Source organism: Christiangramia portivictoriae DSM 23547 (assembly GCF_000423045.1).
GTDB lineage: Bacteria > Bacteroidota > Bacteroidia > Flavobacteriales > Flavobacteriaceae > Christiangramia > Christiangramia portivictoriae.
Genome location: NZ_AUHF01000001.1, coordinates 628,201 through 645,518, shown reverse-complemented (window position 1 = coordinate 645,518; position 17,318 = coordinate 628,201). Strand labels below are relative to the sequence as shown.

The following is a 17,318-nucleotide window of genomic DNA, read 5'->3' as shown; positions in this document are numbered from 1 at the left end:
TATTTTATCTTTTGACAAAGTTAATTTTTTCGCTGAATTGTTCAAATATGGCCTCGTTAATTTCCGAAATTATAGATAAGTGTAAAACCAGATCGAATCGTTGTTTGCGGGAAGGCTGTAGAGACAGCATATTCCGAGAATGTATGGTCATAATAGAACCTCGCCGTTAAGTTCCTGGTAAACGCATAATCTGCCTTAAAATTGACAGACCAGATATCCTGTCCCGAGATTGTCTGGTTGTTGGCAAGATCCAGATATCTTACGATCGTACGGTTTTTACGGTAACTAACATCGGTCCTGAAATTAAGATCACTGCTAAGCACCCTTCTTCTTCCTCCAAGCGCCGTGGCTATCTTTAAATCCCTTAACCTGTAACCGAGTCCAAGAGTATATTCATTCCCACTGTATTCTGTAAGCAGGTTATTATCAAAGCTGAATGCAAGCGAGCGATCTTTCTCCATTTTCGCCATGATCTGTATACTGTTCTTGGTTTCAAAATCGATAAGCGCAAGCGGAGTAAATAATTCGGTCAACACCAGATTTGAGAATAGAACAGGATTCTTAAAGTCACCTGCCTGGTTCAATGCTTCAGGATCTGCAGGATCATAATCCAGGTTTGTCTGATACTGATTCAAGGTATAATCTGCACGATACCCGTGATTTATGGAAAATCTTCGGAAGTTATCACGAAACCATTCCAGGCGCATCAAACCGGTATACTTGAGATTCCAGTTTGGAACAGGGACGTTTCTGAAGGCGCCAAGTTTCACTGAACCTGCATCCTGTCCTGAATAAGCTGCAATAAATGCCGGCAAAAGTACTGCCTGGTTTGTTTTTCCAATACCTCTGGGAAAACCTTCCTCGTCGACATCTGTAGGATCCAGACCTCGTTCGCTGGCAATTCTTCTGGCTACCTCAATCCTGTTTGCTCTAAAATTCTGAAAGGCTTCAGAACTCGCTTCATTGGATTGCTGGAAACTGGTAGCGATCAATAAAGTTGAAATATTGAAGTTTCCGTAGCTGTATGGAGTAAGTGACTGGTACTCCAGGCTCACAGGATCAACCCTGAAATTTTCAGAATAATTCTCAGCCTCATTCTTTCTACCGGTAAGCTCGATGGTGAGATCTGGTATAAAACTGAAGCCGGCCTGGTAATCCAGCTGCTCATTCTTCACTGCGGAAAACTGCTGATTAAAGTTCTGAAATAAAGTAAGCCAGCCTCTCTCTGCCGCCATCTGCCTGATATCATCCTGGAAACCAAACGTAAATCCTGCAGTTGGCCTGAAAGTTCCCATAAAGCCAACACTTTCTGTATAACCTGGAAGGAAAATCCCGCGGCTATTGCGATAATTGACCTGGAAAGTTTTGAATCCTGTAGCGATCCCGATAAGTGTATTATAACCTTTATTAGATTTTGGCTTCGGTTTTTCCTCTACGACTTCATCTTCTTCGGAAGGTGGGCCCAGTGTTGGAATTCCTCTGCTTCGTTCCTGAATAGTTTTCCAGGCACTATTGTTCTTCTTCTGAACCAGTCCTACATAATTGTAAAGATCCTGAAGATTTAAACTGGCATTGATCTGGTGCGTATTGGAATTCTGAACGCTGTTTCCTATCTCTGGAATATCTTCCAATTGCTGAAAACGCTGCGAACCCCGTTGCCATTGAAAATCTCCGGTATAGGAGTAGGTTGTATTCACAAATTTTAGAACTGGAATCTTTTCAAATGGCAGGTCATAATTTACCTGAAGGGTTTGAAAATGCTGATTTGGCTCTCCAATATTGAAGAAGTCGTCCCACACTCCTATAGAATCATCTGCAAAACCTTCATCATCTATATAATTTCTTATGATCCTGTTGTTGCTGGCGTTAAAAGCAAAGTTTAGGGATCGAGTAAGGTTATAATTGATACCATACTGCCAGTCGAACAAAAAGTTTCGCTGGTATAGTGTTGGTATCCCTATATCGCTGTCACTAAGATCCAGAGATCGAAACCTTTGCTGATTGTACTGCCGGAAAATATTGGAACTCGCATTGATATTTGTTGGCAGGTAATTGATGTTGAAATCTCTAAAAATCGCCAGGTAATCGCTGCTATCCAATACTGCCAGATTCTTTAAAGGCTCCAGGCTTTTCTGCGGGAAACTGAATTCATAGGTTCCTCCTACCCGTACACTTTGATCGATGCTTTCCTCGATCTCGAAATCCCGATGGTCTACCTGGTTATAGGAAGTGGCGAAAGCAAAATTCTCAATATCATAAGGCATGGGCGTTCGTTCCCCGGTACGCTCTTTCCTTAATCCTATGACGTTAATGCTTTGTCTTTTAGTATAGGATTGCGATTGCTTTTTTACAGCATCCCGCTGGGCAGGATCCTCAATATTATCAAGTCGTGTATCCAGCTCCACATCCAGAAATTCCTGGTCATATTTGGGAGTGATCAACTCTTCGCCCCTGCTATAGTTTACCGGGATTTTTACGCCCCACTTTTCGGGTAGCAACTGCCCCATATTAAGGTTGGTCACCACATCGTATTGTTGCAGATCTTCCCTGCTTCTCTGGTTAGGACCCTGTCCAAGTGCACCAAAACCTACCGTACTTCGTCGTCCCGTGGCAGATATATTTGCAAAATCGGCAAGGTTACTATCCATACTTACCACTCCGGCCCATCCACCTTCATTTTTCAGGTCTGATAGTCTTAATTCATTAAACCATACTTCCCCGCAAAGATCGGTCACGCCGTCTTCCCTGGTGCCATTCTTCACTCCCACCATTAATAACCTGATGTTTCCAAAACTTGGATTTCCTTTTACTCCAATACGCAGTCTGCCCATATCGTAAGGAGCTTCAGCATCTACTTCCTGCAGGTCTTCAGTAAAGAAATTTAAGTCGGTTGAATTTAAAGTTGGATCTCCCAGTACAGAAGTTTTCACCTGTTGCAGCAGGTCTAGTTCCAGGTTCATTCTATTGACTTCAGGCCAGATCTCTTCTGCAGTGGTAGCTCCAAAAAGCGTAGGTGATAAGGGAATTTCTATCTGGTAAAAGTTGTCACTAAAATCTGTTCCCATTCTAACGAATGCAACTAATTGACCCTCTTTAAGCGGCTGGCGATTAATGACAGATTCTGCATGTAAAAACATTTCAAGATTCTTATACTGTCGCATATCGATCTGGAAATTTTTGTAAACCGCACGGGCATCCTGAGGCTCGAGATCACAAACACTTAAAGAAAGCGATTGTTCGTTCTGGCGTAAGCTGGTATTATTTTGATACAGCTGCTCTCTTTGAACTCCTGGAGGTAGTCGATATGGGATAGGCTGTCTATTTTCATTTTCTTCAATATTCACAGCGTTTACCTCGAAAGAAGTGTTTGGATTTTCCAGTTGACCGGAATCTTCGAATAAACTTTGGTTATACCTCCTGTAATCTCCTCTTACCAGGTCCATCGTCCCGAACCTCAGGATGGTTTCATCCTCAAAGTCACTAAGGAACATTCGTATAAATCGAATGGATCTAAAATCTGCAATACCACCAATGGCATTGGTAGGCTCAAATATTGGCACTTTAAACTGTACCCAACGTACCGGCAGATCCTGGCCGTTTCTAAGAGTAGTCGTTAATTCCTTAACATCGGTAATATACTGGTTGTTATCAATATTCATCCCACGGAAAAACGGAATCTTATACTCGAAATAACTATTGATGGTATTCATCGTGTTATCCCTGTTAATATCTTCAGTAGTAGGCAGCGTGGTATTTCCGCGATTGGTATCTGTCACATCTGTGGGCGAGTTACCTTCTGTTCCATTATAATCCAGGTAACGATCCAGCAGACTGCCGTCACGATTGAGAAAATACTGGTAATTATCTGCGGAAGGATCGGCAAGGTTTCCATAATCAGGAAATTTCAAAGCTTCATCAGCATCAAGCAGTCCATCGAATCCTGCATCCTGCAGCGTTCTAGCTGCTCCTTCAGAATCGAATGCGTACACCAGCGAATTATCTGCCGGAGTATTTCCATAGGCAGACGTGATCACGTTGGCTTCTCCTTCACCTTCCGGAAGTCCGTTCTCATATTGTTTTCGCCCGTCCTTCAGCACATCCTCAGAAATATTCCCAAGGTTGAAGTTGATGAGTCCGTCACTTTTACCGGCATTTTCAGCATAGATATAAGGATCCATTACCCAGAACTGTATGTACTCGACATTGGTTTGCTCGAAATTGGTCGTATTGATAGGCCTTGTAATTCCGGCGAAATTATTCCCTGGTACAGGAAGCGTATTTCCACCAGCCGCCGCAGGATTATAATTGTATGGTCCTCGTACCGATGGTTTATAATTAACGTCCATGGTATAGATCACCTGTGGCTGCCCCTGGACTACATCAGTATTGGGGAAGATCTCGTTGATGGCTACTCTCCTGGTTGCATAACTTGAAATATCTGAATCGCTGATCCCATCTGGACGGTTATTGCTATAGAAAATAGGATCTATGGTATACCAGCTCATTTTAGCCCTTCTGTAGCCGGCACTCAGATCTCCGTTGGCAAGCTCACCGCCAAAACCAATCGGAACACTGGACAGTTCCCAGGCCAAAGGATTATTGATATCAATAGCGGTTTGTGCTGCTTCAAAATCATCTATATACGTGGTAGCCTCACCATCAAAATCATTGGAATTAGGCGAGCCAGGTAACAAATAGGCAAATTCTCCCCGCACAGAAACGTTGGACATCACATCTGTATCAATATTAGGAAGTTTGTTTACCAGCCTGGTCAAAAATGGAACTTCTGTGCTATAATTCAGATTCAAACCAAGAATGGTATTGTTGATTGGCTCGTAACTATAATTCGCTTTCTGGGTTAAAGGGCGTTCTTTTAGATTGATAAAAGTACCTCCTATAAGGAAGTTTTCATTGAACTGATGTTCTACATTTAATCCTGTAAATCGTTTGGTTTGCTGACCGAATAAGGCATTGTTTTCAGTATTTACCTGGATTGGAATATTGGAAGCCAGCAAGCCTTCATCCAGGATCTGCACTCTTCCCAGCTCGTAGTTCACCACGTAGTCCACACCTTCCTGAAGGATCCTTCCCCCCGCCGTGACGGTGACCGATCCCGGTGGCAAATTGAAACCAATTGGAATCCCCTCTACCTCAGCGCTTTTATATCTACCCTTTAACTGGAACTTGTTCTTATCTGCCTCTTCCTGTTCAGCCTGGGTCTTCGTTGTACGATACATGGCACGAAAAACATATTTTTTCTGGTTAGGGTTCCAGGTTTCAGGAATATTATAATTCTCACTCCCGGCATTGGGATTGTCATCCAGCTTTCGGAAAAGGTGCTCCCCAAAAGGTTCCACGGTTGTAAATATGATATTTCCGTTTTGAGGATCTATCGTGATCTGTGGGACATAATCAAAGAAACCGTCTCCGTCATTGATGGGATCATTATTCACATTCAATTCATCCAGCCTGAAGACTCTTAATAGTGGCGTTTCGTTCACATCTGCAGGCAGTGTGGTTCCTTCAACAGGTTTGATATAATTTAATGGCTGAGGGTCTGTATACAAAATGTTCATTCTAAAATCTTCACGTTCCAGCTGGTACGCGTTTAGACTATAGATGTTTTTCATCATCAGGTCCCAGATAGGCTCCTGTACATTGGTGATCGTACTTTTCAACAATTTTACCACAAGATTCTGGCTGGCCCTGGAATTGGTTCCGGTTGCTGGCTCACTGGTTCCGGGATCATTGGTAGCATTCACGCCATCATTCGCAAATTCACCTACCTGGTAAACCTCGCCGTTGATCGTATATTGAAAGGCAACCCCAAGTACCTCATCGTTGCTTAAACGTTGATTCAGGCTAATATATCCAAGTTGGGTATTAACGGTATATTCTGAAGGTTTTAGTTGTCGCGCGTTTTCGAGCTTTGCATAATCGGTTCCTTCGGAAACTGTTACTGCTCCAAAGCCCTGGTCTACTGTAGCAATGTCCCTGATAGCCGGATTTAGCACAGATTCACCGTTACCGTTTATTCCGAAGGGATTGAAGTCATTCACCAGGTTATCTGGAAAAGCTCCTGCTGGCTGGTTAAAAAATCCACCCGGCGGCGTATCCAGTCCTATATTTCCCGGAATATTGGATTCTCCAAGATCCTGGATCGCCACGATATTGCGTGTATCCTGAATATTCTGAATATTATTGGTTCTGTTCGTTACCCAAACCTGTATTCGCTTGATCTGGATATTGGTATTGATAAAAGGATAATTTCTCAGCGCTTCATCATAAGTATCACGAAAGTAATGGGCGAGGAAAAAGTGGCGGTCTGCATCGTAATCGAGCGCGAACTTTGCGAATTCCTCTACGGTCGCTCCTCCCTCGACATTTACCGTACGCCGCTCAGACTGCTGTTCTGAAAATACTCCGGTGATCCTTGTTTTTCCAAACTGCAGTTCGGTTTTAAAACCAAAAAGACTTTGCGCACCTTGAATAAGAGCATTGTTCAAAGGCATATTCACGTTACCTACTTCAATTTTCTGAACAATATCATCCTCATTGGGTGTATACTCCAGTTTTAACTGATTTTGAAAATCGAATGTGGATTCGGTATCGTAATTGGCGGTGACCTGAAGGCGCTCCCCAATTTGCCCCAGCATGGAGAGGCTGATTCGCTGGTCAAAATCAAAGGAAAGATTGCTTCTGTTCCTTGGAGAAAATGCCGGGTTGTCCTGTTTGGTATACAGCAGTCCCAGGTCGATCTCCACCGATCCCTGCGGAACGATATTGATCTCAGATCCACCGAAAATACTTTCAAATAAATTGTTGTTGACGTAGAAATCTGGCAATAAATCCCGCTGAATGTCTTCAGTGCCTTCCTTTCTACCTGATAGCGCATCATTCTTCAGTTTAAAATAATTGCGCATTTCCTCTTCCAGCACAAGGTCTTCATATTCCTGCGGAGTAAGCACCAAAGGCAGTCCTATATTGATCTGGCCTACTCGTTCCCTGTAGAAGTAACGGTTGAGGATAGGATCATATTCGTAACTGGACTCTATGGATTGTGGATCGGGAAGCTGAAGCTCTCCTAGAGCATAGCCCGCCTGGATGGTGTCCTGAGGAGTCTCCTGAGAAATGGCGTCTATGGAATACACCATTAAAAAGAGAATAGTCAGTCGTACCGGTAAAGACAATTTCAGGTAATTGTTCTTCAATTTAATTACAGCTTTTTAAGAGCCATTTTTATAATAGATTCTACGGTGGATTCAGGTTCATCCTTCAGAATCTTTTCTACAACCTTGCCAGCCTGGCGTCTATTGTAACCCAAGATCTCTAAAGCTGATAACGCTTCTTCCTTGTTAGTATTGTTCGGAGTCATTAAAACTTCGTCGTCGCCCATTACCTTAAGCACTTTGTCCTTGAGGTCAAGAATAACTCTTTGAGCCGTCTTGGCTCCTATTCCTTTCACACTCTGTATGGTAAGGACATCGCCGGTCGCGATCGCATTGATCACTTCTTTTGGCTGTAACGAGGACAACATGACCCTGGCTGTGCTCGTGCCTACACCAGATACGGAAATAAGCAATTTAAAGATCTCTCTTTCAGATTTTTCTTTAAATCCATACAAAGTATGCGAGTCTTCTTTTACCTGTAAATAGGTATAAAGGCTAATCGCTTCAGATTCAGGAATGAGTGAAAAAGTATGAAGGGAAATATTTACGGTATAGCCTACGCCATTACAATCAATAACCACATACGTGGGATTTTTTTCTATTAACTGACCCTTTAGGTGATGAATCATGAAAGAAAGTTGTGTTGAGTTCCAAATGTAGTAAAATAAAGCAAAGGCGGAAATCATCCTTCCGCCCTTTACTTCAATGCAATATTAAGCTTTTTTCTTCGCCCTTTTTTCCTTTTCCTGTGCATCTATGACCGCAACTGCTGCCATATTCACCATTTCCTCCACGCTTGCTCCAAGCTGAAGAATGTGAACAGGTTTTCTCATTCCCATCATGATTGGCCCAATTGAATCCACATTGTTCAGTTCCTTGATGAGTTTATAAGTGCTGTTTGCCGAGTCCAGGTCTGGATAGATGAGGGTGTTCACCTTTTTACCGGCAAGTTTGGAAAACGGGAATTTATTCTGAAGCATCTCCCTGTTAAGCGCAAAATCTGCCTGTAATTCACCGTCTACACTAAGATCTGGATGAGTTCTATGTAAATAAGACACCGCGTCTTTAACTTTTTTAGCCCTTGGATCTTTTGAAGAACCGAAATTGGCATAAGAAACCATAGCGATCACAGGTTCCATCCCGAACAATTGTACCGTACGAGCCGTCATTTGCGCGATCTTGGCCAGATCTTTCGCAGATGGATCGATATTGATAGAGGTATCACTAATAAATAACGGACCTCTGGAAGTATTCATTACATTCGTCGCGGCTACCCTGGAGACACCATCGGCCAGTCCAATAAGTTCCAGCATAGGTTTGACCACTGTTGGATATGCCCTGGAATATCCTGAAAGCAATGCATCAGCATCGCCTTCATTCACCATCATCGCGGCAAAATAGTTACGTTCTCTCAGTAATTTTTCTGCATCATATTTAGTGACGCCACTTCTATGCCTGGTCGTCCAGTATTTGTAAGCATAGTTTTTACGATGCATCTCTTCCTCATCAGATTTTGGATCGATGATGACCACGTCTTCCTCCTGAAAATCGATTTCTGCCATTAATTCCCTGATCACTTCACGGCGACCTAAAAGAATAGGAAAACCAATCCCTTCGTCATGTACGATTTGTGCTGCTTTAAGAACATCAAGATGATCTGCTTCAGCAAAAACGATTCGCTTAGGATTTGTCTTGGCTCGATTTTGTAAAAGGCGAGTAATCTTGTTTTCATTACCCATTCTTTCCAGCAACTCTTCTTCATAACGTTGCCAGTCATCGATCCCTTCCCGGGCGACACCACTCTCCATGGCAGCTTTGGCCACTGCAGGTGGAACTTTAGCGATCAATCTTGGGTCGAATGGCTTCGGAATGATATAATCTGCCCCAAAATTAAGCCTGGTTTCACCATATGCGATATTTACCTGTTCCGGCACCGCTTCCTTGGCAAGTTCTGCCAGTGCCTTTACCGCAGCTTTTTTCATTTCTTCATTGATCTTGGTAGCTCTTACATCCAGTGCACCACGGAAGATGAATGGAAAACCAAGAACATTGTTCACCTGGTTTGGGTGATCACTTCTACCAGTCGCCATGATGATATCCTTTCTCGTATCCATGGCCAGGTTATAATCTATTTCCGGGTTTGGGTTGGCCATGGCAAAAACGATAGGTCTCTTGGCCATGCTCATTAACATTGCCGGGCTAACGATATTTGCGATTGAAAGACCCACGAAGACATCGGCGTCTTTCATCGCTTCCTCCAAAGTATCGATCTTACGCGCGGTTGCAAACTCTGCTTTTTCTTCGGAAAGATTAGGTCTATCCTTTCTAATGACGCCTTTGCTGTCCAGCATAACGATATTTTCAGCCTTGGCCCCAAAAGCTTTGTAGAGTTTCGTACAGGAAACGGCAGCCGCTCCAGCGCCGCTTATTACGATCTTGACTTTACCAATCTTCTTTTTAGCCAGTTCCAGGGCATTCAGCAGTGCTGCTGCTGAAATGATCGCAGTCCCATGCTGGTCATCATGCATTACCGGGATGTCCAGCTCTGCTTTTAAACGTTGTTCAATTTCAAATGCTTCAGGAGCTTTGATATCTTCCAGGTTGATTCCGCCGAAAGTAGGCGCAATATTTTTTACCGTTTCTATGAATTTATCTACGTCTTTGGTATCTACTTCAATATCAAAAACATCAATATCTGCAAAGATCTTGAACAACAGGCCTTTTCCCTCCATTACCGGTTTGGATGCTTCGGGACCTATATCCCCAAGACCCAGAACGGCAGTACCATTGGAAATCACTGCAACCAGGTTTCCTTTAGTAGTATATTTGTAAACATTCTCCCTATCTTTTTCGATCTCTAGACATGGCTCAGCTACACCTGGAGAATAAGCCAGAGACAGATCTCTTTGGGTGGCATATTTCTTGGTTGGTACAACTTCAATTTTCCCGGGCTTCGGTTTAGCGTGGTAAACCAGTGCCTCTCTTCTTTTTCTGGAAGTGTTACTCATAATTTTAAGTTTGCGCTAATCAGCAAAGTTAAGAAGGCTGCTGTCCTTAGAGAAATAAAAAGAACAAAAGCTTCGACGGTGTCTCTAAGATAATTTATACTTTGGAAACCTAAATTAAATTGATGATCAAAAGTCTCATTCTAGCAGTATTCCTGATGCCTGTATATACGGTTGCGCAAAACTTATCTATAAACGAGGTAGATAGTCCTCCAATAATAAAGGGTTTTTGTGAAGGAGACCCTTCCGAAGAATGCTTCAGTATTTCTATTAGTCAGTTTATGAATAGTAATGTGAATATCGCAGATATCATCAAATCGAAAGAATCTGGAAAGGCGTACATACAGTTTACGGTAAGCGAAAAAGGGGAAGTCATCAATGTACGATCACGATCTAAATTTGCGACAATTGCAAGGGTAGCCGAAGACGCAATTAAAGAATTGACGATCGCCGAGCCGGCAATGTTAAACGACCAACCCGTAGCGATCACTTATACCCTGCCGTTTAAATTTAGAAGCCTTGAAATTGGGAATGATAGCGCCAGGATTTCAGGAGAAGGTGATTTCGCGAACATTAGTGATGTAAAGGAGGTTGCAACGCCTCCTGAGTTTCAAGGTTACGAGACGGGAATTAGAAATATAGTTGATCGTTATAAGTATGATCTTGGAATGAAGCTCAGACAAATGAATTATACAGACAAGCAAATTGACCTGCTGAAAATTTCATTGATCGTCGCAGCGAATGGAGAGATCTCCAGGAAAATGGTAATTCATCCTGATCGTAAACTTCAGAATATTGTAAAAGCCGAAGTAGATAAGATCGTGATCAAGGAGCCAGCGAAAAATAAGAAGGGAGAGAATGAGAAAGTGATCATTTCGTATGATTTCTCCAGTTAGTCGGGCATTAAAAACTCTATATTTCGTTTTAAACCTTCATATTTAGTCCGTTTTACGGCAGATTTTCTAAAAATCTCATTGAAAGTTTCCCTGGTAATCTCCTCCCAGTCTTTTTTTGAGTTCTCCAGAAGTCCAGGATGAGGATTGAATAGCGGCTCCTGGTGAGGTTTGGAAAATCGATTCCACGGGCATACATCCTGGCAGACATCGCAGCCAAACATCCAGTCATCAAAATTGTTCTTCATACTCTGTGGAAGCTCATCCTTCAGTTCAATAGTAAAATAGGAAATGCATTTACTACCATCTACCTTATAAGGTTCCACGATCGCTTCTGTAGGACAGGCATCTATACAGGCGGTACAGCTTCCGCAGTGATCGGTCACCGGAGTATCGTATTCCAGATCAAGATCGACGATCAATTCAGCAATAAAATAAAAAGAGCCGGTTTTTTTTGATAGCAGATTGGAATGTTTTCCAATCCAACCGAGTCCGCTTTTTGCTGCCCAGGCTTTGTCCAGTACCGGTGCCGAATCCACGAAAGCTCGACCGTGAAAATCGCCGATTTCGTCCTGTAGCGTGGTAATCATTTGCTTCAATTTATTTTTGATCACAAAATGATAATCTCTACCATAAGCGTATTTACTGATCTTATAAGATTCTGAATTTTGAGTTTCTGAAGGATAATAGTTCAGCAACAACGAAATGACACTTTTAGAACCCGGAACCAGCAAGGTAGGATCCAGACGCTTATCGAAATAATTTTCCATATAGCGCATTTCTCCGTGCATGTTATTCTGAAGCCATTTTTCAAGTCTTGGTGCTTCCTCTTCCAGAAATTCAGCTTTTGAAATTCCGCATGACAAAAAGCCGAGGCGTTTTGCTTCGGCTTTAATTAGTTGTGAATATTTTGCTGCTGAAGGATTCAAAGAATGACTTTAGAGCAGCTAATGTAAAAATTAATTGGCTGAGATCATTGAAGTCTGGGATTAAATGGAGCGAAAACTCCATCTGGGTTTTCGAGTCCCACCCAGGCGTGTAGCGTCCATCCACCGGCATCGCAATTTATTTTCCAGTAATCATTGTTCCCTATAAAACCTTCATTTGGCTGGGGAAGATCGGCATCCGGCTCACAACCTGGGATTGGTATCAAATATTCTGCAGCTACAAATTGCATTTCCCCGTTTTCATCTGGATGGTACACCAGGATCTCAGGTTTAAGCAAATCGAATTTCGCGTCTACATACTCTGGTTTGGCATAATGATAACCCATACCGGTTACTAGCGGACTCACCTGTACATAGCCCTGGTCAACAGCCACATCAAAATTGTGGAATCTTCGCATTGCTTTGGTAAGCATTTCCAGCTGATCCTCCAGCGTCTCTGCCTTCTCAAGCTTAAAATCATAGCTGCTGAGGGTCTCTTCTTCCAGGGAATCTGAACTACAGGAGCTAATAAGCATCCCGGTAAACACGATCCCGAGCAGGTAAATTTTCCCTAATAATGTCGTTTTCATATGTTTTGATTTATTGGTTACTACTCCATTTTGATGATCATATCATAATCGCCTGCAGTTTCTAAGACCTGCTGAATGATTTCTGGCGAAACCGACTTCTGCATCGCATTTTCTTCGCTGGCAGGAATTCCATAATTATGAAAGAATTCCCCGAATCTTTTAGGGCTGTGTATATTGACCCACTGGCAATCTGCATCTTGAGAATTCACAAACGTATGCAGCGTTTTAGGGGGAATATCTATGGACTCCCCCGCTTTTACTTTTCTCTGTTCGCCATTGATGATGAAATCCATTTCTCCAGTCACGATATAAAAAGATTCGTGAAGATTTTCGTGGTAATGTGGTGGTGGTCCTGGAACCTGGCTAAGAGATTCGCCAATAGTAAGATCGTAGTCCCCGGAAAGATTCTGGACCGAAACCTTGTGACCTAACACCCATGTTTCTAGTTTTTTACACATCTTATGAGATTTTAGTCTCGTAAATATATAATTCAATTTTGGATAATCAAAGTTTTATAAGATATTTGTCTCATGAGCAGGCAATACATACAGAGAGGAAGAAAGACACAAAAACTCAAAACACGGGACAAAATTCTTAGAAGCACACAGAAATTACTGGAAAGAAATAAAGATCTAAGCCTCGAGGATGTAGCCAAAGAAGCAGAGATTTCCAGGGCAACGATCTATCGCTATTATTCCAGTATCGATGTGCTGGCTGCAGAGGCCGTTCTGGACCTGAACACAAAAAGCTCAGAAGATCTTTATGAGGAAGTTGCCGGGAAGGGCCTGGAAGATGCGATTTTTAGTATACAGGACTATTACAACCAGCTAACCATAGACAATGAATCTGGCTTTCGAAAATATATGAGTGTAATCCTTAACAATGAACATAGCGATAAAATGCGTGGTGCCCGCCGTAAAAAATCCCTGATGATGTTGCTCGAGAACAAAGCTGAGCACATGAGCGCTCAGGAAAAAGAAAACCTGGCCAACATTGCGACCTTACTTATGGGTGTGGAAGCTTTCGTAGTCACTAAAGATGTATGTGGTTTAGATAATGAGGCTTCTAAGAAACTATTAAACTGGGGAATGGAGAAATTACTGCAATCAATTTTGAAATGATTATCGCTTCATAAACTTAAGGATCGCTTGGTCGGGCTTCAGAGTAATCAGCGGTTTGATCTCGATTTGATTGTTGACCGGCTGTAACTTGTAATCGTTCATCATTTCTGCCACAGCTATGATCATTTCAAACATCGCAAAATTATTACCAATACATTTACGAGGACCCGCACCAAATGGGAAATATTGCGAGCTGTATTGTCTACCGCCATCTGCAAACCTTTCCGGCTTAAAATCATCTGGATCTTCCCATAAATCTGGGTGCCTGTGCACCTCATGCAGCGAAAACAGCAAATTGGAACCCGGCTCAAAATACTTGCCGTCAAATTCAAATTCTTCAATGTTCACCCGATCGATAAAATATGCCGGTGGATACATGCGCATGGATTCTTCCAGGACCATTTGAGTAAACGGCGCATTGGTCACCAGATGCATAAGATCATCACTTTCTTTCTTTAATGCGGAAACCTCCTCATAAATCTTTTCCTGCCACTCAGGGTGAAATGCAAGTAACTGAGCAGTAAATGTGAGTGAATTCGAGGTGGTTTCATGTCCTGCGGTAAAAAGGATCAAAATTTCATCGATGAGCTGTTCTTCATCCATAAAATTACCGTCATCATACTTCGCGTCCAGAAGCATATCCAGAAGATCGTCATATCGATCTCCTGAAGCCTGTCGTTCGTGGACAATGGTTCGCAAGATACTTCTGGCTTCCTCGGTAAGTTTTAGATAACTATCAATTTTACCACTAAGGCTAAACCACCAGCCCAGGTAAGGTTGTCGTAATTCTTTTACCAGCATTTGCTGAGTAGCTTCAGTAATATACTGGAGCCGGTTGATCTCCGTTTGATTAGCGGCGCTGCTAAAAAGTGATTTTACGACCGTCTGGAAGGCAAGATCGTTCATGATGGGAAAAATATCGATCTCTTTCCCGGTCTCTATATGCTCATATTCGGCACAAATGGCTTCCTTAATAGAATCGAGTAAATTGGCCAGCTGTTTTTTGTGGAAGGCCGGCTGGATCAATTTTCGCTGTTTTTTCCAGTGTTCTCCTTCTGAAGTAAGCAAACCTTCTCCAACATACTTTACCAGGTCTTTAGTTTGTATCTCAGACTTTACAAAGTTCTTCTGGTTCTTCTGAAGTACATATTCAACCAGGGCAGCCTCCCGTGAAAATATGACCGACTTGTTAAAACCTATTTTCAATCGAAAAGTATCGCCTTTTTCCTCGAAGTTCTTTTTATGAAAGGGTAACGGGTTCTTTAAAATATTGGCGGAATGTTTTAAAAATTTAACCAGTGATACTTCAGGTATACTCTGCTCTTTTTCCTGCATGATTTCTTCTTAAAACAATTCGTTCTGGCCTGGAGTCTTGGTTCTTCCAAGATGGCGATAGGCATGTTCGGTCACTTCTCTTCCTCGAGGCGTGCGATATATAAATCCCTGCTGAATCAAGAATGGTTCATAAACCTCCTCGATGGTCTCAGCGCTTTCACTTACTGCAGTCGCCAGTGTCGTAATTCCTACCGGACCGCCTTTGAATTTATCGATAATGGTTTCCAGGATCTTGTTATCCATTTCATCCAATCCATGAGCATCTACGTTCAGTGCCTTTAAGCTATACTTCGCAATTTCGATATCGATTTTCCCATTCCCTTTGATCTGTGCAAAATCCCTAACTCTTCTTAGCAAAGCATTCGCAATTCTGGGCGTACCACGGCTTCTGCCTGCGATCTCGATAGCGGCGTCCTGTGAAATTGGAACCTGAAGAATTTCTGAACTTCTTTCCACGATCCCAGACAACAATTCTGTTGAATAATACTGTAGCCTGCTGGAAATACCAAATCGCGCACGCATGGGTGCCGTGAGCAGGCCTGAGCGGGTCGTAGCACCAATCAGGGTAAATGGATTTAAATTGATCTGTACCGTTCTGGCATTAGGACCGGTTTCCAGCATGATATCGATACGATAATCTTCCATGGCTGAATACAGGTATTCTTCCACTATTGGACTCAACCTATGAATTTCATCTATAAAAAGAATGTCGCGTTCATCAAGATTGGTAAGCAAACCAGCAAGATCTCCGGGTTTATCCAGGACGGGACCTGAAGTGATCTTAATCCCTACGTTAAGTTCATTGGCAAGTATATGCGCCAGGGTGGTTTTCCCCAACCCGGGAGGGCCATGAAAAAGGGTATGATCCAGGGCATCTCCACGCATATTTGCAGCCTGTACGAAGATTTGTAAATTCTCCAGTACCTGTTCCTGCCCCGCAAAATCATTAAAGCTTAATGGCCTTAACGCTCTTTCTATGTCAAATTCTTCAGGAGAAAAGTTGTCCCCGCTGGCATCCAGGTTTTCATTCATCATTTAGTTGCTTTTCGCAATATATTCTTCAGTCTGCTTTATCCAATCCTCGGAATTATCCAGTTTGATGTCTGGGTGCACTCCTGAAGTTTCATATTCCAGATATTTTTTGTGGTCTTTAAAAGTAAAGAATCCTTTGAAGTTATGGCAGGGAAAATCGTAAGAATTACCAAGCTCATAAGCGATAGTACCGCTGGTTGTACTACCCAGCAACTTTAAGTTCTGAAACTTCTGGAGTCTTAGTGCAAACTGCTCTGCATTGCTTACGGTAGTACCATTTATTAAAACGTATAAATTCGCATTCCTGTAGTTTTTCCGTAGATATTTATAAAGAATATCTGAATTTCTGTTCCCACCGCCACCATTGTCCCGCAGATCCAAAATCAGGTTTTTGGTAACAGCTTTTTCTTCCAGGCTTTGATAGAAGTTTTCTGCATTTTTTAAAACGGGATTGTATCCGGAAAAACTTCCAATTCTTAGATAGGTAACATCGTCATTTCTGGAGTGCAAATAAGTCTCGCTGGCTTTAACCCTGGAATGATCTTTCCCGGCAGTTGATTTAGAAAGTTGTAATTTCGGGATGTGCCCATTTTTTACTTCAACTGGCAGATTAACAAGTGTCTTATCATGAAACTTCCCGATTGCTGCCAGGTAACGTGCATTATCATATTTCAGGAATCGACCTATGATTTCCCCTTCCTGCCATACCTCTTTTCCTCCGCTAAGATTTACCACTGTTAAATGATCTTCCGAAGCAATCAGGCCTATGCTAAAACCATTTCTGGAATAGATGCCCTGCACATCCTCGAGTGGCATGTTTTTAAGCTTTGCTCTTAAGCTATCCAGGTCACCTTGATACCTTGGAAACCGGTGATACAAAGTATCAGTTCCTTCGACATCGAATCCAAGTTCAGAATAGATCATATTGTGCCGATCATTCAGCGTCACAAGAATATTGCTCATCTGCTGAAAACATTGATATGCCATGTTGGTTCCGGTATAATCATAACTTTCGGCCAGGCTCAAGGCCTCGTTGTAAGCCGTGAGGTCTTCTGTGTTCCGATAGACCGGCAAATCCTGTAGTGTTTGATCCAGCACCCTGATGTTCTTTGCGCAATCGCAATTGCTTTGGGAAAAACTACTTAAACTGAAGATCAGGATAAGAAAATAGACGACTAACTTCATGATTCTTGATTTCCCAAAAAGATAACAAATTCTAAACTAGTAAAACCACTAAACTAAAAAAG

11 protein-coding genes are annotated in these 17,318 nt (G+C 42.4%); 2 read left to right on the top strand and 9 right to left on the bottom strand.

Annotation, left to right across the window (positions count from 1 at the left end; genetic code table 11):
* Nucleotides 1-56 precede the first annotated feature (56 nt).
* The 3 genes from sov to G529_RS0103075 all read right to left on the bottom strand — a co-directional run bounded on the left by sov (nucleotide 57) and on the right by G529_RS0103075 (nucleotide 10,177).
* Nucleotides 57-7,211, bottom strand: coding sequence for a T9SS outer membrane translocon Sov/SprA (gene sov, locus G529_RS0103085; RefSeq protein WP_051201324.1), 7,155 nt, complete (start codon nucleotides 7,209-7,211; stop codon nucleotides 57-59).
* A 5-nt stretch (nucleotides 7,212-7,216) separates the two neighbouring features.
* The gene (gene ruvA / locus G529_RS0103080) at nucleotides 7,217-7,798 is read right to left on the bottom strand and encodes a Holliday junction branch migration protein RuvA (protein ID WP_026914142.1); all 582 of its coding nucleotides are present in this window, start codon (nucleotides 7,796-7,798) and stop codon (nucleotides 7,217-7,219) included.
* Between the two features lie 84 nt (nucleotides 7,799-7,882).
* Nucleotides 7,883-10,177: an NADP-dependent malic enzyme gene (locus G529_RS0103075; RefSeq protein ID WP_026914141.1), complete on the bottom strand. Its 2,295-nt coding sequence runs from the start codon at nucleotides 10,175-10,177 to the stop codon at nucleotides 7,883-7,885.
* Nucleotides 10,178-10,299: 122 nt separating this feature from the next.
* On the opposite strand from G529_RS0103075, the gene G529_RS0103070 reads away from it, so the two are divergent.
* Entirely contained in the window at nucleotides 10,300-11,070 is a 771-nt protein-coding gene (locus tag G529_RS0103070) for an energy transducer TonB (protein WP_026914140.1), read from the top strand.
* On the opposite strand, the gene queG is transcribed toward G529_RS0103070, so the two are convergent.
* From queG to G529_RS0103055, 3 genes are read right to left on the bottom strand one after another with little or no spacing between them, the layout of a single operon-like run.
* Nucleotides 11,067-11,996, bottom strand: a complete 930-nt coding sequence (gene queG / locus G529_RS0103065; protein WP_026914139.1) for a tRNA epoxyqueuosine(34) reductase QueG — start codon at nucleotides 11,994-11,996, stop codon at nucleotides 11,067-11,069. The genes G529_RS0103070 and queG overlap by 4 nt on opposite strands.
* 44 nt (nucleotides 11,997-12,040) lie before the next feature.
* Nucleotides 12,041-12,583 carry a hypothetical protein gene (locus tag G529_RS15405; RefSeq protein ID WP_026914138.1) on the bottom strand — a complete coding sequence of 181 codons (543 nt, stop codon included), beginning with the start codon at nucleotides 12,581-12,583 and terminating at the stop codon, nucleotides 12,041-12,043.
* A gap of 20 nt (nucleotides 12,584-12,603) precedes the next feature.
* The gene (locus G529_RS0103055; protein WP_026914137.1) at nucleotides 12,604-13,041 is read right to left on the bottom strand and encodes a cupin domain-containing protein; all 438 of its coding nucleotides are present in this window, start codon (nucleotides 13,039-13,041) and stop codon (nucleotides 12,604-12,606) included.
* A 72-nt stretch (nucleotides 13,042-13,113) separates the two neighbouring features.
* On the opposite strand from G529_RS0103055, the gene G529_RS0103050 reads away from it, so the two are divergent.
* Complete coding sequence (locus G529_RS0103050; RefSeq protein WP_026914136.1) at nucleotides 13,114-13,704, top strand: TetR/AcrR family transcriptional regulator; 591 nt, start codon at nucleotides 13,114-13,116, stop codon at nucleotides 13,702-13,704.
* Here G529_RS0103050 and G529_RS0103045 read toward each other — a convergent pair whose 3' ends face one another.
* The 3 genes from G529_RS0103045 to G529_RS0103035 are packed head-to-tail and all read right to left on the bottom strand — an operon-like array spanning nucleotide 13,705 to nucleotide 17,256.
* Entirely contained in the window at nucleotides 13,705-15,039 is a 1,335-nt protein-coding gene (locus tag G529_RS0103045; protein WP_026914135.1) for a cytochrome P450, read from the bottom strand.
* A gap of 9 nt (nucleotides 15,040-15,048) precedes the next feature.
* Nucleotides 15,049-16,071, bottom strand: coding sequence for a Holliday junction branch migration DNA helicase RuvB (gene ruvB / locus G529_RS0103040; RefSeq protein WP_026914134.1), 1,023 nt, complete (start codon nucleotides 16,069-16,071; stop codon nucleotides 15,049-15,051).
* Nucleotides 16,072-16,074: 3 nt separating this feature from the next.
* The gene (locus tag G529_RS0103035; protein ID WP_026914133.1) at nucleotides 16,075-17,256 is read right to left on the bottom strand and encodes a S41 family peptidase; all 1,182 of its coding nucleotides are present in this window, start codon (nucleotides 17,254-17,256) and stop codon (nucleotides 16,075-16,077) included.
* Nucleotides 17,257-17,318: the final 62 nt, after the last annotated feature.

Excerpts from the sequence above, each read along its gene's own strand:
- G529_RS0103075 (WP_026914141.1), bottom strand. The coding sequence starts at position 10,177 with ATGAGTAACACTTCCAGAAAAAGAAGAGAGGCACTGGTTTACCACGCT.
- G529_RS0103035 (WP_026914133.1), bottom strand. The coding sequence starts at position 17,256 with ATGAAGTTAGTCGTCTATTTTCTTATCCTGATCTTCAGTTTAAGTAGT.
- G529_RS0103055 (WP_026914137.1), bottom strand. The coding sequence starts at position 13,041 with ATGTGTAAAAAACTAGAAACATGGGTGTTAGGTCACAAGGTTTCGGTC.
- G529_RS0103050 (WP_026914136.1), top strand. The coding sequence starts at position 13,114 with ATGAGCAGGCAATACATACAGAGAGGAAGAAAGACACAAAAACTCAAA.
- G529_RS15405 (WP_026914138.1), bottom strand. The coding sequence starts at position 12,583 with ATGAAAACGACATTATTAGGGAAAATTTACCTGCTCGGGATCGTGTTT.
- G529_RS0103045 (WP_026914135.1), bottom strand. The coding sequence starts at position 15,039 with ATGCAGGAAAAAGAGCAGAGTATACCTGAAGTATCACTGGTTAAATTT.
- G529_RS0103070 (WP_026914140.1), top strand. The coding sequence starts at position 10,300 with ATGATCAAAAGTCTCATTCTAGCAGTATTCCTGATGCCTGTATATACG.
- ruvB (WP_026914134.1), bottom strand. The coding sequence starts at position 16,071 with ATGAATGAAAACCTGGATGCCAGCGGGGACAACTTTTCTCCTGAAGAA.
- ruvA (WP_026914142.1), bottom strand. The coding sequence starts at position 7,798 with ATGATTCATCACCTAAAGGGTCAGTTAATAGAAAAAAATCCCACGTAT.